Below are 21,049 nucleotides of genomic sequence, written 5' to 3'. Positions count from 1 at the left end.
TCAACTTACTTATGGCGAATGTAGTCATAAATTCCTACATATTGTTCGCCAGGATGGTTCCACGAATAGTCATATTCCATTCCCTGTTTTACTAATTTTTGGAACTCTTCGGGTTCCTTTGCCCATAGGTCTAGGGCGCGGCTCATTGCTGACTCTAGGGCTTGATAGTCAGATTGATAAAAGACAAACCCATTCCGTTCTTCTAGGGGCTTATTTTGATCGTAGTCGCGATCGAAGACTGTATTGACTAGACCACCCACACCGCGCACAATCGGAACCGTACCATAGCGTAAGCTAATTACCTGAGTCAGACCGCAGGGTTCGTAGTTACTAGGCACGACGATCATATCCGCGCCAGCATAAATCAGGTGCGAAAGTTCCTCGTTAAATCCTAATTCCAAATGGCAGTCGGGATTGTTGTTTAAATGCTGTTTCTCATGCCAGAACTTAGAATTAATCGCTGCTTCAGTCGCGGAACCTAAGAGAACAAACTGCGCACCTTTATGCAGCGCATAATAGATAGCATGATGAACTAAATGTACGCCCTTTTGATTGTCTAGGCGACCGATATAGCAAATCAGCGGCTTATCTGAATCCCGTAACAATAGTCTTTCCCGTAGCGCCTTTTTATCCTTGGCTTTCCCCTCTAAATCATCCTTGTTGTAAAAGCCTGGAATATAGCGATCGGACTCAGGATTCCACAGGTTGTAGTCAATGCCATTGAGCACACCCCCAAATTTGCTCTGATGCACTTCCAAAATTCGCCCTAGTCCGCAGCCAATGTCAGAGAAGCGAGCTTCCCACGCATGGTGAGGTGAAACCGTATTCACAAAATTGGAGTAGACGATTCCCCCTTTCATGAAATTGATTGCCCCTGGATGAAAATCATCTACGAGGCGATCGCGACTGTAGTAGTAGGCATCATTATTGAGTCCTGTAGCCCGCAGCACATCTGGACCAGCCATCCCTTGGTGTTTAAAATTGTGAATGGTATAGACCACGCGCTGCGTCCCCATACCGTGAAACTTGTACATTTCAAACAGCATGACTGGAACTAAGCCCGTCTGCCAGTCATGGCAGTGAAGTATATCGGGACGCTTATTGCTTTGCAGCAGAAACTCTAGGGCAGCTTTACTAAAAAAAGCAAAGCGCATATTGTCATCATTCGCACCGTAATAAATGCCTCGATTGAAAAAATTATCGCCAGAATGAGGCTCGATAAAGAAACATAGTTGCCCATGCACCCAGCCACAATAAACCGAGCAGTGAATTGTGCCACCGTACCAGGGCACCCACAGATCGCGATAGGCATCATGCATGCCCCAAACATGGTCATAGCGCATACAGTCGTATTTAGGTAATATCACCTCGACCGCATGACCGCGTACTTCTAGCTCTCGACTGAGTCCATAAACTACATCACCTAGCCCCCCAGCTTTAATGACAGGAGCACACTCTGAAGCTATTTGTACAATGTACATAATCCGTTGAATTAAAAAAGTTGATTTTTTATCATTTAAGCAGGAAACGCATCCCCTTGTTGCGATGAGTCTATGTTTACAGAGCTTATCAATATCAGCTTGCTTTCTATTGCATTGCTGCTACTATGTGTGCATTAATAATGCCACCTCAATTTCACCTCACATTTTAGGTAGTTACAGTGCAGCTTCCACCTCTCCCTGAAATCAACCATCCCAAGGTACAAGCTCTGTTTCAGAAGAGCGATCAAGAGCTTGTGACACTATTTCAGCGTCACCCTGACGCAGGTCAATATTTTGCTGCGGTTTTCTGCCGCTATGGACAGGTACTCTATACCTTGATGAGTACGGCAACGCGATCGCCCGTGCAGTCAGACTATCTGTTCGTCAAGACTTGGGAGTATATCTACCATGAGATGCGATCGCTAGACCTGCGGGCTGTAACTCCTAAAATATCGTTGCAGAGTTGGCTGATCAATATTGCAGCGATGATGATCAACCGTGTCGATCTACCTCTAGTAGAAGACATTCAGTACTCGCTTACCGAAACACCACCCGTGCTATGGTGCTATCTCAATCAAGCCCTGAATCAATTAGCTGGCAATTTACGTCTTGTATTGCTGTTGTCCCAAACGTTTAAATGGAGCCCCGCCCGTATCGCGGCATATTTGCAAGCTGAAGGAGAAAATGTATCGGCAAACGATACGAGACAGTTACTGAACGAAGCATACCAAGCCCTTGATGAAGCGCTACCTGAAGATATTCGAGAGATTTATTTAGCAAAAACCCTAGTTACTGCGTGAGGCAACGACTTATGCAAACCCTTAGTCCCAATATTACATCTAGAGCTACTGAGCCTTCTGAAGACGAAGACCTTCCCTCGATTGCCAAGTCTTCTGTACTCCAAGCTGCATTGAGTGGATTGGATGCCAATCTCAATGATGAACTGGAGCGTTATCGCCATTGGCAGGCAAATGGACAGAGCTATTCTTATTTGAATCCGTTTAGACCGTCAGGTAAGTCATCTGCATGGTCACCGGTGCGTGGAGATGGGCATAAGGACGATCGGTATGAGAATGCCACCTTGCCAACCATTCCAATGAATCCAAGTAAATCACCGATCAGAACCGATGCCAGTGCAGCAATCAGAGAGCTACAGTTACCCCTAAATCAAAAGGTCGCTGACGACTCACCTCGTCCCTTTTCCTATACAGATGCTACGCAGCCAGATGCTTTTGCTTACAAAGCAAGCTATGGCTCTGCCCACCCTAGTATGAATGCAGCAAATGTCACGGCAAACACCAGTGCTAGAACGGTCAATGATGAGGAGTTGTTGCGAGATATCTCCAATAGTTATCAGGAACAAGACGAGTATGTTGAGCCGTCAGTAGTCCCTCAGACACCAGAAACGAATATATTTAGCAGCTTGATGAACCCAGTGGGCATCATCTCTTTGATGCTACTCCTAGTTTCTAGTGCGCTGATCGGCTTTTTAATTGTCGATCCCTCTGGACTGGTAAGGCTGTTAAAGCACGAGCAAAAGAATAATCAATCTTCAGCACTATCCGATCCAAACAGCGATGTCAGCATTAGCGCGCAAAATCGAGAACCTTCTCTGAGTGTGCCAAATTCTGGACTTTCTACTGACAAAAATGGTTTAGTTCCTTTTGTTCCGTTGCCTGGAAGCCAATCAGGGCAGACAAATTCGAGTTTTACCAGTACTTCGCCTAATGCTGTGTTAGGCAATACAAAACCTTCGACTTCTGTGCCTTTGCGATCGCTCCCGAATGCTAATCTCAGTAGTAGTAGCTTACCTCCAGTGTCCTCTAGCTACGAAACGCCTAGAGCTTTGCGACCTGTAGAGTCTTATTTAGAACCAGTTCCACAACCAACGACTCGCAGCAGACCACAACAAACTTCTCGTCCAGTAGCTCAGCCAACGACCAGACCTAGCTCTAATGTTGCCGTGCGAAACGTGCCAACCCCAGCGCCCGTTCAGACCTCTGCACCCAATGTAGAGACCTCTGTACCGAGTACATTCCCTCCCGTGAAATACTCGGCACCGATCTCTTCGGTTTCTACTGCCAATAGTGGAAGTAACTATCGGGTTGTAGTTGATGGGAGTTACGCATCGAAAGTACAGCAAGTTGAAAAGGATGCCTTTGTGCGCTCTGATGGTCAAACCCAAGTTGGCGCTTATCAAGATGTCAATGCTGCTCGTCAACGCGCCGAACAATTGCGTCGTCAGGGCATTCCTGCCAGAGTTAACTGATGTTAGATTCTTGCCATTAAATGCAATTACTCTTTGATGCGATCGCTTGTGGTGTGCTAGCTGCCTTGACTTGGGCAGGTTTAGTTTGGATGTCGCCTGCTCAGCCCATTCAGCAAAGACTCGGATGGTTACAGGGAATTGGCTCGGTCGCGATCGCCAATCTAGCACTCTGGCTGATATTGGTAGGAATTGGCTCGAAGCTGATTCCTGTCTGGGTAATTGTATTGTTTGGATTTAATGCCCTAATTGGCAAGTTGGTATTCCCTTATTTCGGAAATATTCAAATTCCCACGCTGTGGTCGGTCGTCATTCATCCTGCGGCGATCGCTCTGATTGTTGTTCTGCTAGGCGGTGCTTTGGGCGCATTTTAGGAAAGCGTACGAATATTCCACAGGGGACTGGCACAGGGAAACTAGCTATTCTCAGCATCTTCTCTTAGATCGGTGGTTTGCCCCCAGATGATCTGCTCGTGGGTGTAAACGACCATACCGGGTTGTGCGCCATTGGGTTTATGCACGTACTTAGGTTCTGTGAAAACAACTGGGACGAGATCGCTTTGGCGGGCACGGCTATGATAAGCAGCTAGATTAGCAGCAGCCTGTAGATCTTGACTTTCGGCTTCTGTACCTGGTTGCAGTCGCAGCAAGACATGACTTCCTGGAATTTCTTGACTGTGAAACCATAGATCGTAGTTCGTCGCAACTCGAAACGCGAGTAGATCGTTTTGATAGTTATTGCGCCCCACCCAAATTTCAAAACCACTGGGACTTTTGTATCGATAGCAGTTGGGTAGCTCGTCTCTTTTGCCCTTACTAGTCTTTGCTTTACCTTTGCCAGACTTACTCGATCTTGCTTGAGAATTTTGATAATTTCTAGCATTGTTTCTGGAATTGCCGTTGCCCGTACCCGACTCATTTGATTGCCTATTCGCTCCTTTTAAATAGCCCTGTTGCCCTAGCTCTAGTTTGATTTCCTGTAATGCCACCAGATCGTCTAAATCTCTGGGGTCAAGCAAAGCCACGGACGTAGAGACCTGTTCGAGATAGTAAATTTCTTGTAGGGCACTGCTGAGATGGGGTGCGATCGCCTCTTTGGCACGTTTGCGTTTTTGGTGTTGTTTGTAAAGTACTTGGGCATTTTGCACGGCATTCAGCGTCGGGTCGAGGGCGATCGCGACTAATTCTGAAGTCTGAAAATCGGGTAAAGCGATCGCTTTCATGCCAATTTGCCATTGCGATAAATTTGCCATCAGTAAATCGGCGCGATCTTTGAGTTGGTCGGCTTGGGCTGATTGGCGCAGTCGTTCCTCAAAATCATTAACTTTTACCTGCAATTTGGCAATTTGTCCGATCAGAATTTGGCTAATTTGCTGGTGCAGTTGTTGAAAGTTTGAGCGCTGGAGTTCTTGGCTGTAATAGCGATCGAGCAGAGCGTTAATGCCTTGGGGGGAGTCAAGAACGGTGCTGGCTGCGGAATTTTGTGCGGGAATTACGCTATAACTGCCCTTGGTATAGGTTGGCTGAAATTTTTTATGGGTTAAACACAATAGCCAGTGTTGCCAAGCTTGAAATAGGTTTTGCCAATCGGAAGCAGAGAGACTATCAGTAGATTTTTCTGCCTCCGAATTAGGAATACCCGCATCAGTTAACAGCGATCGCACTAGGGCCGAACTCACGCCTCTGTAATTTGTCAATAGACTGCGTTTGATCGATTGGGGAATGAGTGTTAGGCGATCGCGCCATTGCTCAAAGGGTTCATCTAAGCTGGGAATCGTTTCCAATAAAGCAGGGGGCAATGCATAGACATCCCCAGTTTGAATCGGACGTACCCTAGATTGTTTAGCGCTCACCTGATGGGCAGCCGTGACGATCGCATTCTCAGCATTGACAAAAATGGCGTTGCTATATTTGCCCATCACCTCTAGATACAGATGCCACAAAACTTCGCTATCAGGACGTTTGGCAAACTGTAGATCGATGACCCGTTCCCAATCGCTCACAGGTTTAATCGCCACCAGTGCTAAACCAGAGACTTGATGCCAAATTTGTTGGCTAAAAGTAAATGTATCTGGCTCGGAGGGAGGCGATGCGGTCAAATGTAGTCTTGCTGCCTGTGGATGCCAAGATAACAACAGCCACAATTTTTGCTTGAGCGTGCGCAGAGAAAGATAAATGGTATAGCGATCGCTCTGGTGTACTTGCTCTAACCTAGCAGGCAGACAGCACTCAGATATCTCGTGGCAAATTGCCACAAGTGTGGTTAAGTCAACAGGCTGCATTGTGGTGAAGTTAGATCGTAAACATAATTGAGCGTTAGCAAATACCGCCATAAATTCCTAGTTTTTTGGCAGCTACAACCTAAGTTTATTAGAGAAAATTGAGATTCAGACCCAAATCTTAATAAATAAGGCAATGTCTCAGAAAATCTAAACTAAACAATATAAGGGTAATCCCCCTATGGTTACCCTAGACACACTGGGCAGTAACAACAGGAGAACTACCCCTTGATATGTTTATATGTTAGAAATCTCCTAAGAACTCAACAGATCGAGCCTCTATCTTTCATATGCTTATCTACATACGATTTACATATTCACAGATTCGCTGCTTACTTCTCTGCGTCAGGTCGTGGATGGATTTGTTCAGATTCTGGGCAGTCCTCCGATACAAGAATATCGGCAGAAGCCACATTGATTTTTGGCACAGAAGAGAGTCTTTGCGTTACTGCTCCAATACTTTCTAGCCTTACCATTTCTTCCCAAGAGCAAACCTCTTCTTCATCTTCAGTTTCGTAGCGAAGGGTAACTACATCTCCTTCGATGTCTAGTATTTTCGCTCGCTCTAGCCAACGTCCTTGATCCCTCAGATAAATCCACACATCGCTCTTGGCTTCGCAGAGTTGATAAATCTTGCGATGTAGCATTTCGCTTCGTTCCTCTGGGTTACATTGCGTTTTAAGATTTAGAGAATACCATCTACAAGTTATTTGTGTTAGGTATGGCATCTAAACTTTTACCATTGTAATAGACTGAGTAGAAATTTTGTGATCCCCTGTACCAAATCCTAGGTAATTAGTACCAAAATCGCATTTTTGTTTGGATAAACATGAGGATTTCAGGAGCAATTCATATCATTCTCAAGAAATGATGCAGCGCATCTTTTTTAAGACCGTACAGAGCGTGGAACCTAAGGCTCGATCTGCTGAAAATTCAAGAGAAATTGGGTCGAATTTAAATCAAGCGTTAATTCACTTGAAATTGGTATTAGCTATGGGAAATCTAAATCTTACTTTCATCCATAGTCATTCCCTGCGTTAACGATGCCGCCAAGCATGCCAAGCACCCGTTTGCCAAATCGTCGTACCAACACCAATCAGACATAGTAGCGGCGTTAGCCAGTCCCCCCATTGCACATACAAGGTTTGGGTTTGTCGCAGATAAACAGTCTCGGCATGATGCTCAAAGGTATTGATTCCTGAAATCCAGATCGTGCGACCGTTGGGGTCAATAAATGCCGAGTAACCCGTATTGGTTGCTCTTACTGCCCAGCGATCGCTCTCGACTGCCCTTGCGACATCTTGGGCGTAGTGTTGTGCTGTCATCACTTCGGTAAAGTGGGCGTTATTAGACGCAGTAAGAATTAACTGTCCACCAGCGGCAGTTTGATAGCGAAAATGAGCAGGATAGGCAGATTCATAGCAAATTCCCACTGTAAAACGCCCCCAAGGCGTATCGACCAACTGATCGGTAGCCCCTGCTTCGACTTCACCACGCAGCGGCGATAGGCGCTGAATTAAACCGCCAAGAATCGCTTTAAACGGAATATATTCGCCGATGGGGACGAGTCGCACTTTATCAAACTGGCTGAAAATTTTTCCCGATCCATCAATCAAAAATAGGCTGTTGGTATAGTCGTAGGCATTTTCGGGATTAGGTTTGCGCGAATGACCAAAGGCTCCTAACCATGTAAATACGCGATGGTTTGCCACCGAGCGATCGAAGATGGCACGCCGACTATCTGGATCGGGATAGAGAAACGGTACGGCGGTTTCTGGTGTCACCACCATCTCTACACCCTCTTTTACCAATTGCTCGTAACCATTGGTGTAATTGTTCACGGCAATCAGCGTGCCTTTATATTTGAGCGTATTGGGAATATTGCCCTGAATGATTCCTGATTTAATCGCTCTGCCATTTTCCGCTGCTACCCGTTCGGGATTCATCTCCCATAGTCCATAGACCATCATTGCGGCAAGCATTACACCAGCAGCGATCGCGTATCGCCAAGCAATCATTCCTCTTGCCTTCAGCACAAAAGTTTGGCGGTAAGAGTTCTTTGCAGAAATGCGTTGTCTTTGCAGCCATGCCTCTGCCCACAGCCCGTTTACTGCAACGATCGCGGCAGTAAGCGTTTGTTGCCCCGAAAGCCGACTGACTTGCAGCAGTAAAAGATCGTGAGGACTTTGGGTATAGCCTAATGCAGTCCAGTAAAGGGGGCCCCAACTCCAAATCGTTTCCAACGCACATAAGAGAGCGCATCCCACAATTACCCGTCCCGTTACATTCAATTTGGGGGTGAACCATGCCATTCCCCCTGCCCACAGCCCTGACATCACCATGCCCCATGCGGTGATGATTAGCCACACTGCCGCCGCGATCGCCAAACTATTCCACCAAGATACGCCATCGATCCAGGTCATAGGATGAATGCCCGTAATCCAAAATAGCGACATGCCGTGATAAAAAAATCCCCAAGTTGCGCCCATGGCGATCGCCCCACGGATCTTGAGTTTTTGCGTGAGTATCCATAAAGGAACCAGTCCAACCCAAGCTAATATCCAGCAGCTATAGGGATCGGGAGCCAAACCCATGCATATTCCAGCGATCGCTGCGGTTATCAAATTGCGGAGAAGTTGCATACAAGGTCAAGAGGAATATAGATTTGGCTTTGTGCCAGTCTAGCAAGGATAAATCTATACTCCCAAGATTCGATGAATCAAGTAGAAAAAGCACTGGAACCTATTTTCCCCCTTCCAGTACTCAAAAATCTGTGTTGAAAAGCGATCGTAAATTTGGAATTTCCCGAGTTTAAGAATAAAAATGCTCGCTACAGGTTTCCATAAAGCTTTTCTGATAAAGGATCTGATAGAGGATTTGAGTAGCTTCACGCTATTATTCTCAACTCTATTATTCTCAGGCTTTGGAAGGCTCTTGTCAGTTACTAATGGTTAGCAGTAGGTTACTCACAAGTTATCTAAATGTTATTCGTTGAAGTTGTTGAAGTTGCAGCGATTCAATGGTGAAACTCGTAGTGCGATGTGTATCGCACTACGAGAAAATCTGATGAAGCCCTATTAAAGAATTTCTGTCGTTTTTCAAAGGAGGAGACTAAGCCGTGAGGACTCCAAGCGCAGTCTGTTTGGGCAATATTTGCAGTAGATCGAGTTTAGCGCAATAGGCAATATCAGCTGCACAGTTGAGGCGAAGGAGGCGACGACCGTGACTGGCTTGGCAAAAAAGCTCTTCTAGGCGATCGCGCCAAGTTTGATAGAGGGTCAGGGCAGCAATCGCTTCATCATTTCCCCACTCACATTCCCCCTCTAGACCCGCAGCGATCGCGCCTGCACATGCCGTGTCTTCTAAGGAATAACTACCTTCCCAGCCTGACCCCACCACCCAAATCGTTTCGGGCTTTGCTTGTTTGAGATAGCTGACCACTGAGCCGAGGTTAATCATGGCACAGGCAAGAACTACTGGCACGTCTTGTACCCTCTGTAGCGATCGGGTGCCATTGGTGGTACTCATAAAAATACGTTTGCCTTTGACCACATCGGCAGTATAGTCAAACGGTGAATTACCAAGATCGAAACCTTCTACCATACCGCCTCCCCTTTCAGCCGATCGCAATCTTAGTTCTGCTGGGTGTAATTCACTCGTGCGGATTAATGCATCGAGATCGGCAAACACCTGCACTGCTTCAGCGCCTGCAGCAAGGGCAGTGGCAATCGTGGTTGTGGCTCTGAGTACATCAACAGCGATCGCACAATCAGGGAGCACGCCCTCTGGCGTGAGTTCAGGGGTATGGAAAACAGATAGTTTCATTAGTTGGGTTATGAATAATCAGAATCTTAATTATCGTAGATAGGTCTAACTTTTAAACCCGAATCTCTAGACATTCTCAGGGTTTTCTCTGAGCTTAGTCTGGATACAAGACCTAAAAAAAATAAGTATTTTCACCGATCAAAAAAAAGCACAAACCCTGATGGGAATAAGCTTTAATAGATACAAGGGTGCAGCGAATAACTGATTTGGAAAATTGTAATGGGAATTGCGCGGCGGCGGTTCTTACAGGGTGGTTTGGTGAGTCTCATCGGAGGACAACTAGTTTTTGGTCGTCAGGCTGTATGGGCTGCGGATCGGTATGCGCAAAAATTAGCGCAACCCCATAAACGAAAACTGGCTTTGTTAATCGGCATCAACCAATACGATGCCAAAGGCGACTGGCTGCCTTTAACGGGCTGTGTTACGGATGTAGAGCTACAAAAAGAGCTGTTGATTCATCGCTTTGGCTTTGATAGTAAAGATATCTTGACACTGACAGATCGACAGGCCACGGGACAAGCGATCGCAGAGGCAGTCGCAGAACACTTGATCGGTCAAACACTACCTGGTGATTTGGTGGTCATGCACTTTAGCGGTCATGGTTCGCGGCTTGGCAAGCAAAACACCCTTGTCCCGATCGATAGTGGCTTGCCTAGTGCGGGTGAGCTGATTCATGACATTACAGAGGCAACTTTAACTAGCTGGCAACAAGCGATCGCTACCGATCAGATCGTCACAATTCTCGATACAGGCTACAACTATCCAGGCACCCCCGTAGTCGGCAACTTTCGCATTCGCGCTCGTCCTGGTAAACGCGATTGGCAGCCCAGTGCCGCAGAGATAGCTTTGCAACAGGAATTTAGCCAGAAATTTGGTCAGAAAAAATCTGACGAGCAGTTAGGCATGATTCTGAGAGCGGCAAACAACGACGAACTTTGCGCCGATGCCCTTTGGTCAGGATTTAGCAGTGGTGTTTTTACCTATGCGCTTACACAGCAACTTTGGCAAATTACTCCCGCCACCTCTCTGCATGTCGTCTTGAATAATGTGGTCAACACGCTGGCTCAAAAAGCCTTTCGACCCGAGGAAATTAATCTTGACAAGCAAATGGAGTCCCATGTTGAGGGAAATCTTCCGAAGGCAGAAGAGAATAAACCCACCCACAAATTTGGCAAACAAGATTTTAGCCTGTTAGCAACCAGCCTCCCAACTCCCGCACTGAGTCCTAGCGCTGATGGCGTAATTCGATCCACAACCCCCGATCGCAAAACGGGTGAAACTTGGTTAGCTGGACTGCCGATTTCCTCGATTGGCTACTATGGGGTCGGTTCGGTCCTGGCTGTAGCTCCCGATCGCGATCCTTCTGACATGAAACCTAGTAACGCCAATCATCTCGTACAGGTGCGATCGCACAACGGCTTAACTGCCAAAGTTGAAGTTATGGATACCTCCCTCAGACTTGAATCGGGGCAGCTCCTACAAGAGCAAATTCGTGCCCTACCACGAAACTTGGGGCTAACGATCGCTTTAGATTTGAGCTTGAGTAAAATTGAGCGCATTGATGCCACCAGTGCGATCTCGGCGATGCCTAGTATGCTTGGGTTCAACGCCACCGAACAATGTGCTGACTGTTTGTTTGGGGCTGAGTCTACAAGTTATGGACTATTCACCGTGGGGCGCAGTCCCATCCTCGGCTCATTTGGGTCTGTAGGCGAATCTGTAGGTGCGGCGATTAAACGCTTACAGCCTTTATTTGAAGGATTACTGGCAGCTAAGCTAATTCGCCTTACCGCTAATCAAGCATCCTCTTGTCTAGGTTTAAGAGCAACCATGTCGGCAGAAGTGGGGCAAGAATTGCAGCCAAAAATCTTAGGCAGTAAAGTGACCGATCGCGCCAGTGAATCTGCCCCCAAATTACAAGACAGCATCAGTTCGACTTGGCAAAAGTCTTTGGCCATTGGCGATCGCCTTGCCTGCCACCTAGAAAACCTCACCGATCGCCCCCTATATGTCCGCATCTTTAGCTTCGATCCTAGGGGCAAAGTGCTTACCCCCAGTTTTGTCACCAGCCCCTACGCCAGTGACGGCATCATTCAGCCCAAAGAAACCTTAGTAGTTCCGCAGCCTAATGCCCCCTTTAATTGGGTTGTTTCAGCGCCTCAAGGCATGGTGGATGTACAGGTGGTTGTCAGCCATTCACCGCTATCTCAAACCTCGCTTGTGCTAGAAAGCTCGATGCGGCAAGCATCTTCGCCGACAGGAATGATGGTGATTTCAGATCCGTTAAAAGTGGCACAGGCATTACTCTTAGATTTGCACCAAGCAGGTCAAGCCTCTCTAACGGCTAACAGTGAAGATCTCTGGATGCTCGACGTGAGTCGATGGGCAACTTTAGGCTTTTCGTATCATGTGGCTTAGTTAGATAAACACCCCTTAACGACCTCTTAATCCCTGATATATTGGAATTTCCTATCGCAAAGCCACTATATGATTACACTTTGCAATTATATTAGCGATTGCAATGGAATAAGAAGCAAAATGATCGAAAACTCATCAATTTCCTCAAAGGAATAAGTTGCTTAAACCCATGTAGGACAAGGATCTTGTCGCCTTTTATTCACTTGGATTGCTCAGATAACAATCTGCTATACCTCCCGATGGAAATTTTTTCTATTTTTTACTTTAGATTCCAAGAGCGATATGATGCGATCGCATACCCAAATATCGTAACTAGGTGAACCTGAGATAAACTTTGTCTTTCTATAAGTCCAAGGTGATACAGGTAATTCCCTAGATACAACTTCGCAATTTTGAGAGGATCATTACACACATGGCTACATACAAGGTAAGACTGATTAACGAAGCTGAAGGTTTAGATAAAACTATCGATGTACCTTCAGACGAGTACATTCTCGATGTCGCTGAAGCACAAGGAATTGATTTACCCTACTCCTGCCGTGCTGGTGCTTGCTCCTCCTGTGCAGGCAAGATCGTCAAAGGTGAAATCGATCAATCTGACCAATCTTTCTTGGATGATGAGCAAATTGAAGCAGGTTATGCCTTGCTATGCGTAACCTACCCTCAGTCCGATCTAGAGGTAATCACTCATCAAGAAGAAGCTCTGTACTAATACTTTGTACTAATACATAGACGATTTAGATTCGATTGAGATTACTCCGATCTTGTGTGAGGTCGGAGTTTTTGCTTGAAAATATTATTCCAGATAGTATGGAATGCTAATGAGACAGGTGGTAAGAGAACCGCTATACTGATGACTTTGAATTTAGAGGGATTGTAGAGACCATATCCCCTGCCGTTTATGTATGAGATGGGAAGCGAGAAGATTGCCTGAATCAAGCCCTAATTTAAATTCAAACCCCGATCTAAGTCTTAGTTCTGACAACCATGACGAGACAGGTGATTTGGGTGCTGTTCCTGAGTCAAGCGATGAGCTAGTTGAGGAAAATCTAAACGAAGACACTCGCGAAGATACGCTGATAGAGCCTGAGCCCAGTCAGACCAAACCGCAGCGATCGCTGCTCAGTATCGCCACCATTGTCGCTTTTGCGACGCTCCTAAGTAAGGTTGTGGGGTTGCTACGTCAAATGGCGATTGCGGCTGCCTTTGGCGTAGGAGTTGCTGTTGATGCGTACAACTATGCCTATGTGATTCCGGGCTTTTTGCTAATTCTCTTGGGAGGGATCAATGGTCCTTTTCATAGTGCGATCGTCAGCGTCCTTTCTAAGCGCAAACCCGAAGAAGCTGCTCCCCTCGTTGAAACGATTAACTCGATCGTTGGGCTGATTTTGTTGGTTGTGAGTATTTTGCTATTTGTTTTTGCGGAACCATTGATCGATTTAGTCGCTCCTGGTTTGGGTAAAACTGACTTGGGGCAAACTACGAGATTGGTCGCGATCGAGCAATTTCGGATTATGGCACCGATGGCGATGCTGTCAGGTCTGATCGGAATTGGGTTCGGTACGCTCAACGCCGCAAATCAATTTTGGCTACCTTCGATTAGCCCTTTGCTCTCAAGTGTGGCTGTTTTGATTGGTTTGGGTGGCTTGGCGATCGCATTGGGAAAAAATATTATCGACCCTCAATATGCGCGTTTGGGTGGGCAAATTCTCGCTTACAGCACGGTAGCAGGCGCAGTTTTGCAGTGGTTAGCACAGGTTCCAGCACAATGGAAATCGGGCTTAGGAGGACTGCGCTTCCGCCTAGATATTCATCAACCAGGGGTACGCGAGATCTTTAAGATCATGGGGCCTGCGACATTTTCATCGGGCATGATGCAAATTAATGTCTATACAGATTTATTTTTTGCATCTTACATTCCTCAAGCCGCTTCTGCACTGGGTTATGCTGGCTTGCTCGTGCAGACTCCCCTAGGCATTATTTCCAATGTAATTCTTGTCCCCCTATTTCCCATCTTTTCTCGGCTTGCTGAGCCCGAAAATTGGCAACAGCTCAAACTCCGCATTCGTCAAGGACTGGTGTTGACGGGTATTACGATGCTGCCGCTCAGTGCCTTGATGATAGTACTGGCAAGACCAATTGTTAGCCTTGTCTACGAGCGCTATGCCTTTAACCAATCAGCCTCTGAGATTGTGGCAGCCGTTCTTGTTGCTTATAGTATTGGCATGTTTGCCTATCTAGGTCGCGATGTCTTGGTACGAGTGTTTTATGCCCTTGGGGATGGAAACACACCTTTTCGTATCAGTATTGTGAATATCTTTTTGAATGGTTTATTTGATTACCTATTTGTAGACCGATTTGGTGCGCCTGGTTTGGTACTAGCAACGGTTGCGGTCAATGTTTTATCGATGGTGGCATTGCTGTGGTGCTTAGATCGCAAGATCGATGGCTTACCTTGGCGCGATTGGAGTATTCCTCTGATGGGATTAACGCTAGCAAGCGCGATCGCTGGGGTAGCGAGTTGGGTCGTGCTCGTAGGGCTACAAAATTTCTGGGTCAATCAAGGTTTTGGGGTTAAGTTTGCAGAGCTTTGTCTATCTAGTGGTATCGGTTTAGGTGTATTTGGGCTGATTACCCTACAGCTAAAGTTACCTGAAGTTGATGGCGCGATCGCCCAAGTCAAAAAACGTTTAGGACGCTTTGGGTGAGATCTTCGCGAAATCTACCCATGTTTTCAAAAAGAATGATATTGACTTTCGTGGATTAAACAAAACCCTTAACAAACACGTAATTAATCAAGCCGTTCACAGTTTGATCGAGACGCTATACTATCTTTAGGATTGCTTTAAGAAAGCAGGGTTGACGTGTGATTAAATCTAATCGGCAGGCTCGGTTAAGGTCTTTGACCACTACCAATTAAGAACGGAAACCGAAACTGCAAATTAAGCCTCAAGGCAAAAAATGCAAGCAAAACTAAAAGCTAAACCTAAAAGCTAAGACCCAAGCCAAGACTAATGAATAACCCAACTCCCTACGAGAGATTAGGAATAACGGAAGATGCCTCTTTTGAAGAAGTGAGAGATGCACGCGATCGCTTACTTGGCGAACTAGATGGTGATGAATCACAACAGGAACTCATTGAGGCTGCCTATGATGCTGTACTGATGGATCGTCTACGCGCGAGACAGGAAGGCAAGATTAAAGTGCCCGATCGGATTCGTTTTCCTGAGAGATTGTCCTCCAATTTACCACTTACGGTTCAAGCTAGTCCCCCAAAAGGTACGCCTGCTTGGCTTTCTCGCCTCATCGATCAACCTACTCGCAAAGAACTTCTGATTTCATTAGGGGTGTTTGCAGGTTTGGCAATGCTTAGTGCCTTATTGCCTACTGCCTCAACAACATGGCTAGCATTGGGTTTACTCGCTAGTATTTATCTAGTGACGCGTAAAGAAAATCGCTTTGGGCGAGCTTTGTTGATTGCATTTGTAGGGATCGCTGTAGGCATCGTATTGGCAGCATTGTTAGATCAAGTACTATTTTTATCGCGCCTTTCGGGTGGGACTTTTCCTGGTTCTTTGACGATGATGGTGATTTTGCTAGTTATGTGGCTGTTTACTTCTTTCTTTCGCTAGATATTTGCAAGGGATCAATTGCTGATAGTAAATGCAGCTTCAAGGTAGCTCTGTAAATCGATGCAATCTCTTTGATATCTCACCAACGCTACATCAAATCGGCAGGGTAATGTTTCTAAATCTGGATGCTGTACTAGAAATTCGGTTGCAGCTTTGTATAATTTTTGCTGTTTGCGTAGCGTAATTGCCAACGCCCCATCGTGATCCCAGTTGCGATCGCGACGAGTTTTTACTTCTACAAAAATCAACCAGTGGCGATCGCGGGCAATAATATCGATTTCTCCCCAACGACACTTCCATTGCGTTGTGATTATCTGCCACCCATTTGCTTTGAGCAATGATGCAACAAAGGCTTCTCCCATGTTGCCAATACTTGTTGATGTCAAACTTTCTTTCACAGTTTGGTTGTATGCAACGATTATCTAGTATTTTCTCAAGATATCGATTCATAATATAGGTAGATAATTAAGAATATATCGCGCCACAATTAAACTGTTTTGTAATCGCAATGATGAAATTTACATCGATTCTGGGTTCTAAATTGCTCAAAATAGCCAAAATCATGATTGCTTTGAGCTGTCTGTTACTGATCTTCTTTATAAGCAGCGGAATTGATCGTAGTACAGCATTTGCAGACCAGTATGACAAAGAAATTCTAGCAGGTGCTGATTTTTCAAACAAAACATTGCAAGGTTCTCAGTTTAATAAAACTGACTTGCACAATGCGCTGTTTGTAAAATCCGATCTTAAGGGAGTCAGTCTATTTGGTGCAAACATGACCGGTGCAAACTTTACGGATGCAGATCTAAGATATAGCACCCTAGATACAGCCCGTATGAATGAAGCAAATCTAACCAATGCGCTGTTTGAGGGAGCATTTGTCTATGGCGCTAGTTTTGATGGAGCCATTATTGAGGGGGCAGACTTTACCGATGTAGACTTCCGTGAAAATGTTCGCCAAAAACTTTGCAAAGTTGCAAGTGGTAAAAATCCTGTGACGGGTCGGCTAACTCTTGAGACTTTAGAGTGCGATTTGTAACTTATAGGGATATAGGTAGCGATACAATTGAAAGGAATTGATAGGATTGTTAATTGTATATTGCTTTAATTAAGGAGCATAAATTAAATCACTTGAATTTTACGCAGCATGTTCTATTGCGCAGCATACCGTATTATTCCGAAAAAAAACTAAATTATTCGCTTAGATCTACTTTTTATCTCGAATGTTTAGTTTAGGTTTGCAGTTTGCAAAATTATTCGTTAGGTTTGATTAGGTTATATTCACTTATAGTTTTCTTAACCTTTGCCGCACCGCTCTTACCACCTAAATCACCTACTAATTATTCTACTTCTCCGTTTTGAGGTTTATTGACGCGCCGCGTATGCAGCCTAACAGTGCTTCCAATGACTTAACCAATGGTCGATTGCTGCAAAGAAGTTTGCTGCCTCAGACTCTACCAGTGTATTTGGGACTAGATATTGCTGCCGAAGTATGGACAGCAGTCGATCTTGGGGGTGACTATTATCAGTTTTTAGAACAGCCAGGCACCCTAGCTGTTGCGATCGCGGATTCATCGGGTAAATCTGTGGCGGGCGCAATTCATGCTGCCCTGTTTAAAGGTCAATTAGATGCCTACGCTCAGCAAGGTAGACTGCAAAACCCTGTCTCCATGCTGTCATCGCTCAATCAATTGCTCTGTAAAAGTCGAACCGAAGATGCCGTAGCACTCTGTTATGGGGCATTAGATTTGGGTACCTATGAGGTACATTTAGGAAATGCTGGCATTCCAGGCCCGATTATTTATCGGGCAGCAACCAACAAATGTGAAGAAGTCGTCAATCCAGCCATAGCGCTCGGCAGGTATGAAGATACACAATTTAAGGCAACCAAGCGATCGCTAGAAGAAGGAGACATTGTTGTATTTTGCAGCGATGGTTTGTTTGAGGCAGTCAGCCCAGATGGCGATGAATATGGCTCAGCCGGTCTTGATGGCATCTCACCCTTTAAAAAATCGCTGATTAGTTTGGCACATTTGCCTGCAAAAGAAATTTTGTCAGGTCTAAAAGTTGAGCTTGACCGATTTTCTGAGCGGGATGAGCCTGAAGATGATGTCTCGATTGTGGTGATTAAACTCGATCGCAAAGTTCAGTTGCAAGAGCTGAGAGATTGCCCCTATCAAGAGGCATTGCAAGCATGGGCAAGGTCAGAAGAACAGGATGTTTCAGCACTTTTACGAGGAAGTCGTTTAGCCGCAGCTTTAGCTTGGGCAGAGCTTCAACCCACCCTAGGCAAGCTAGATCAAGATTTTTTAGAAGCTAGTAAGCGCGTCAACGAAAAAGAACAATTAATCGCAGCAAGAGCAGCCGATGCAGATCGCCTCGAAAAGCTAAGCCACGACCTCGAAATTAGCCTCGAAACTGAGCGCCAACAACGCATTATTGCGGAAATGGGTGAAATCAACGAGCGCATTGTGGCAATGACGATTTCCTCAGAGGCGCTCTATTTATCCAATAATCATATTGAGGCCTTAATCGCAGGTGTGATCGGAGGGGTACAACTCAAACGTCTCGTCACCCAAGTTTCTGCTGAGAATTTAGCAAATCTAAAAGCCAATACACTAATTCGCTCAATCACCGCGTTAGAGCAGGTTGTCTATGGCATTCATGAATATAATCGCCTTGAGGGGCATGGTTTTTGGGTTAACCGTGTCTGTTACAGCCCGAATGGCAAGCTGATTGCTTCTGTCAGTAGCGATCGCAGTATCAAGATTTGGGGCTCAAACGGTAATTTGATCCAAACTTTACTGGGGCATAGTAACTGGGTAACCAGTGTTGCCTTTAGTCCCAGCGGTAAAATGATTGCTACAGCTAGCCGTGACAATATGGTTAAGTTATGGCAAATTGACGAAAAGACAGGGTTATTTTACGAGCAGCCTACCCAAACCTTAAAAGGGCATGAAGGCCCAGTCTTAGATGTTTGTTTTAGCCCAGACGGTGAAATCGTTGCCTCAGCTAGTGAAGATACAACGGTACGACTGTGGAAAACGAACGGTGTCCTCCTTCGCACGTTTAGAGGTGGGCATGAGCGTTGGGTCACTTGTGTCGCCTTCCATCCCAATGGCAAAAACTTAATTTCTGGTAGTGCCGATCGCTTGCTGATCATTTGGAATCTTCAAGGCGTAATCCAACGCAGGCTTAAAGGTCATGACAGTTTTGTGGAAAGTGTGTGCTTTGACCCACGCGGTCAAGCGATCGCTTCCGCCAGCCGCGATAAAACCGTCAAACTATGGGGAACCGATGGCGTTTTACTCAAAACCTTTTACGGGCATACAGACAAGGTTTGGGGAGTTTGCTTTAGTCCAGATGGCAAAACCCTTGCTTCAGCAGCTTGGGATCGAACCATTCGCGTTTGGGATATCGAACATGGCCTGATCAAAACCTTCAGCGGTCATGGGGATGTCGTCCAAAGTGTAGCCTTTAGCCCAGACGGCAAAAGCATTGCCTCTGCCAGTCGCGATACAACGGTTAAACTGTGGAATATTCGGGGTACACCCATCCGAAGACTTTTGGGGCATGCAGAGGAAGTTTCCTCTGTTGCCATTAGTCCAGACACAAAATTGATGGCTTCTGGCTGCAAAGACAAAACAATCAATCTTTGGAATGCCAATGGAACCTTAGCGGCAAAGCTTGAAGGTCATAACGATCGCGTTCATTGTGTCACCTTTAGCCCCAACTCTGAAACCCTCCTCTCTGCCAGTGGCGATGCCAGCATTCGCTTTTGGCGTAAAGATGGCTCGTTGATAGATACCCTCAGCGCTCACCGAGCCGCAGTCTATTGTGTTGCCTATCGTTGCGATGGACAGGTGTTTGCCTCTTGTAGTGCGGATAGTACTGTAAGAATTTGGACAGCAGAGGGTACATGGCTGCAAACCCTGAGCGGTCATAGCTCTGAAGTCTATAGTGTCTGCTTTAGTCCTGATGGCAGTATGTTGGCTTCGGTCAGTAAAGACAAAATCGTCAATATCTGGAGTTGGGATGGTGTTCTACTGAGAACTTTGGATGGACATAGTGCTGAAGTTTACACGGTCTGCTTTAGCCCCGACGGGCTGTTATTAGCCACAGGCAGTATGGATCAAAGTGTCAAGATCTGGAGTATTGACGGCACATTACTGAAAACTCTCAACGGACATAGTGCTGAAGTCACAAGCGTATGTTTTAGCCCTGATGGTAAAGCACTTGCTTCAGCAAGCGAAGATTCGCTCGTTCAGTTTTGGAGCGTTGATGGCACGCTACTAAGAACCTTTAACGGCCACAGAGGTCCTGTCAGGACTGTCAGCTTTAGTCCTAACGGTCGCATTCTTGTCTCTGCGGGTGAAGATGGTGGAATTGTGATGTGGAACCTCGATTTAGAGAATCTACTAATGCGCGGCTGCCAATGGCTACAAGAGTATTTACGCACGAGTGCAAACGTTTCTGAGGAAGATAAACGCAGTTGTCTTGGTGGTTGTGGCTGGTTGTATAAGTATTTGAAAGCTGGAACAAAATGATTTTCAGGTATCGGTTTTCAGGCATCGGTTTTCAGTTGTTCAAGAGCCTCCAGTAATGAGAGCTGTGAGCGATTTCTTCAGGAACAAAGGCTAAATACTCATTTGTTCCATTAACTCGATGGGTAAACCATCGGGGTCGGCAATGAAAGCCACTTTATAGGTACGATCGCCAATCGCTTGTTCTCTAAGGGGTAAGAGTAGTTTGAGTTTTCCTAAGGCGGATACTAAGCGTTCTAGTAGCGCCTCTAGGTTGTCCACATGAAAGGATAGGTGATAGTAGCCGACGTAATGCTCGTCGCCAAAGCAGTCGGGGGCGGGTTTGGGTTCGGGAATTTGGATTAGTTCTAAATGGGTTCCCGCACCTACCATCCAACAGGCAAGGGTGATGCCTGCGGTAAAGCGCGTTTCTACCTCAAAGCCCAGTTGCTCGTAAAAAGCGATCGCAGCAAAAATATCGGCAGTCCGAATCGATGTGTGATGGTGTTGCAACATAGAGGGATTCGTATTGTAGGGGCAAGGCATTCGGCAACAATTGCCTACCCTCAATATAAACCCATCTTCCGAATGCTTAGCCCTCTTACTTAGCTCTCTTACTTAGGAGT

At 45.9% G+C, this 21,049-nt stretch carries 16 protein-coding genes; 9 read left to right on the top strand and 7 right to left on the bottom strand.

The features are described 5' to 3' along the window. Positions 1-5: 5 nt before the first annotated feature. On the bottom strand, positions 6-1,481 hold the full coding sequence (gene glgA, locus V2H45_RS04345) for a glycogen synthase GlgA (protein ID WP_330482396.1): 1,476 nt from the start codon (positions 1,479-1,481) through the stop codon (positions 6-8). A gap of 179 nt (positions 1,482-1,660) precedes the next feature. Between glgA and V2H45_RS04340 the strand changes: the two genes are divergently transcribed. From V2H45_RS04340 to V2H45_RS04330, 3 genes are read left to right on the top strand one after another with little or no spacing between them, the layout of a single operon-like run. Beyond that, the gene (locus tag V2H45_RS04340) at positions 1,661-2,281 is read left to right on the top strand and encodes an RNA polymerase sigma factor (protein WP_330482395.1); all 621 of its coding nucleotides are present in this window, start codon (positions 1,661-1,663) and stop codon (positions 2,279-2,281) included. A gap of 11 nt (positions 2,282-2,292) precedes the next feature. After that, positions 2,293-3,750, top strand: a complete 1,458-nt coding sequence (locus V2H45_RS04335) for a hypothetical protein (RefSeq protein ID WP_330482394.1) — start codon at positions 2,293-2,295, stop codon at positions 3,748-3,750. Between the two features lie 20 nt (positions 3,751-3,770). Continuing rightward, positions 3,771-4,121, top strand: coding sequence for a hypothetical protein (locus V2H45_RS04330; protein WP_330482393.1), 351 nt, complete (start codon positions 3,771-3,773; stop codon positions 4,119-4,121). Positions 4,122-4,162: 41 nt separating this feature from the next. Here V2H45_RS04330 and V2H45_RS04325 read toward each other — a convergent pair whose 3' ends face one another. The 4 genes from V2H45_RS04325 to V2H45_RS04310 all read right to left on the bottom strand — a co-directional run bounded on the left by V2H45_RS04325 (position 4,163) and on the right by V2H45_RS04310 (position 9,850). Beyond that, positions 4,163-6,028, bottom strand: a complete 1,866-nt coding sequence (locus V2H45_RS04325; protein WP_330482392.1) for an Rqc2 family fibronectin-binding protein — start codon at positions 6,026-6,028, stop codon at positions 4,163-4,165. 329 nt (positions 6,029-6,357) lie between these two features. Further along, positions 6,358-6,672 carry a DUF6679 family protein gene (locus tag V2H45_RS04320; RefSeq protein ID WP_330482391.1) on the bottom strand — a complete coding sequence of 105 codons (315 nt, stop codon included), beginning with the start codon at positions 6,670-6,672 and terminating at the stop codon, positions 6,358-6,360. Positions 6,673-7,062: 390 nt separating this feature from the next. Next, positions 7,063-8,667, bottom strand: a complete 1,605-nt coding sequence (lnt, locus tag V2H45_RS04315; protein WP_330482390.1) for an apolipoprotein N-acyltransferase — start codon at positions 8,665-8,667, stop codon at positions 7,063-7,065. A 469-nt stretch (positions 8,668-9,136) separates the two neighbouring features. Next, on the bottom strand, positions 9,137-9,850 hold the full coding sequence (locus V2H45_RS04310) for a 2-phosphosulfolactate phosphatase family protein (RefSeq protein WP_330482389.1): 714 nt from the start codon (positions 9,848-9,850) through the stop codon (positions 9,137-9,139). A 219-nt stretch (positions 9,851-10,069) separates the two neighbouring features. On the opposite strand from V2H45_RS04310, the gene V2H45_RS04305 reads away from it, so the two are divergent. The 4 genes from V2H45_RS04305 (at position 10,070) to V2H45_RS04290 (ending at position 15,900) form a co-directional block, all read left to right on the top strand. Then, positions 10,070-12,268: a caspase family protein gene (locus V2H45_RS04305; RefSeq protein WP_330482388.1), complete on the top strand. Its 2,199-nt coding sequence runs from the start codon at positions 10,070-10,072 to the stop codon at positions 12,266-12,268. A gap of 412 nt (positions 12,269-12,680) precedes the next feature. Next, positions 12,681-12,980 (top strand): ferredoxin, encoded by a 300-nt coding sequence (locus V2H45_RS04300; RefSeq protein WP_330482387.1) that lies wholly within the window; start codon positions 12,681-12,683, stop codon positions 12,978-12,980. Positions 12,981-13,347: 367 nt separating this feature from the next. Beyond that, positions 13,348-14,976, top strand: coding sequence for a murein biosynthesis integral membrane protein MurJ (murJ, locus tag V2H45_RS04295; protein WP_408648722.1), 1,629 nt, complete (start codon positions 13,348-13,350; stop codon positions 14,974-14,976). Positions 14,977-15,282: 306 nt separating this feature from the next. Beyond that, the gene (locus V2H45_RS04290; protein ID WP_330482385.1) at positions 15,283-15,900 is read left to right on the top strand and encodes a CPP1-like family protein; all 618 of its coding nucleotides are present in this window, start codon (positions 15,283-15,285) and stop codon (positions 15,898-15,900) included. A gap of 14 nt (positions 15,901-15,914) precedes the next feature. On the opposite strand, the gene V2H45_RS04285 is transcribed toward V2H45_RS04290, so the two are convergent. After that, entirely contained in the window at positions 15,915-16,298 is a 384-nt protein-coding gene (locus V2H45_RS04285) for a YraN family protein (protein ID WP_330482384.1), read from the bottom strand. Between the two features lie 110 nt (positions 16,299-16,408). Here V2H45_RS04285 and V2H45_RS04280 point away from each other — a divergent pair, with 110 nt between their 5' ends. Beyond that, entirely contained in the window at positions 16,409-16,939 is a 531-nt protein-coding gene (locus V2H45_RS04280) for a pentapeptide repeat-containing protein (RefSeq protein ID WP_330482383.1), read from the top strand. A 343-nt stretch (positions 16,940-17,282) separates the two neighbouring features. Then, on the top strand, positions 17,283-20,447 hold the full coding sequence (locus tag V2H45_RS04275) for a WD40 domain-containing protein (protein WP_330482382.1): 3,165 nt from the start codon (positions 17,283-17,285) through the stop codon (positions 20,445-20,447). A 90-nt stretch (positions 20,448-20,537) separates the two neighbouring features. On the opposite strand, the gene V2H45_RS04270 is transcribed toward V2H45_RS04275, so the two are convergent. Continuing rightward, on the bottom strand, positions 20,538-20,939 hold the full coding sequence (locus tag V2H45_RS04270) for a VOC family protein (RefSeq protein WP_330482381.1): 402 nt from the start codon (positions 20,937-20,939) through the stop codon (positions 20,538-20,540). Between the last annotated feature and the right edge of the window lie 110 nt (positions 20,940-21,049).

The organism is Tumidithrix elongata BACA0141, from assembly GCF_036349135.1.
In the GTDB taxonomy this organism is placed as follows: Bacteria; Cyanobacteriota; Cyanobacteriia; order Pseudanabaenales; family Pseudanabaenaceae; genus Tumidithrix; species Tumidithrix elongata.
This window is presented reverse-complemented; position numbering and strand designations above follow the sequence as displayed.

Bases quoted from the DNA above. Each gene is read 5' to 3' on its own strand.
- glgA (WP_330482396.1), bottom strand. From the start codon at position 1,481: ATGTACATTGTACAAATAGCTTCAGAGTGTGCTCCTGTCATTAAAGCT.
- V2H45_RS04335 (WP_330482394.1), top strand. From the start codon at position 2,293: ATGCAAACCCTTAGTCCCAATATTACATCTAGAGCTACTGAGCCTTCT.
- V2H45_RS04330 (WP_330482393.1), top strand. From the start codon at position 3,771: ATGCAATTACTCTTTGATGCGATCGCTTGTGGTGTGCTAGCTGCCTTG.
- V2H45_RS04325 (WP_330482392.1), bottom strand. From the start codon at position 6,028: ATGCAGCCTGTTGACTTAACCACACTTGTGGCAATTTGCCACGAGATA.
- V2H45_RS04320 (WP_330482391.1), bottom strand. From the start codon at position 6,672: ATGCTACATCGCAAGATTTATCAACTCTGCGAAGCCAAGAGCGATGTG.
- lnt (WP_330482390.1), bottom strand. From the start codon at position 8,667: ATGCAACTTCTCCGCAATTTGATAACCGCAGCGATCGCTGGAATATGC.
- V2H45_RS04310 (WP_330482389.1), bottom strand. From the start codon at position 9,850: ATGAAACTATCTGTTTTCCATACCCCTGAACTCACGCCAGAGGGCGTG.
- V2H45_RS04305 (WP_330482388.1), top strand. From the start codon at position 10,070: ATGGGAATTGCGCGGCGGCGGTTCTTACAGGGTGGTTTGGTGAGTCTC.
- V2H45_RS04300 (WP_330482387.1), top strand. From the start codon at position 12,681: ATGGCTACATACAAGGTAAGACTGATTAACGAAGCTGAAGGTTTAGAT.
- V2H45_RS04290 (WP_330482385.1), top strand. From the start codon at position 15,283: ATGAATAACCCAACTCCCTACGAGAGATTAGGAATAACGGAAGATGCC.
- V2H45_RS04280 (WP_330482383.1), top strand. From the start codon at position 16,409: ATGATGAAATTTACATCGATTCTGGGTTCTAAATTGCTCAAAATAGCC.
- V2H45_RS04275 (WP_330482382.1), top strand. From the start codon at position 17,283: ATGCAGCCTAACAGTGCTTCCAATGACTTAACCAATGGTCGATTGCTG.
- V2H45_RS04270 (WP_330482381.1), bottom strand. From the start codon at position 20,939: ATGTTGCAACACCATCACACATCGATTCGGACTGCCGATATTTTTGCT.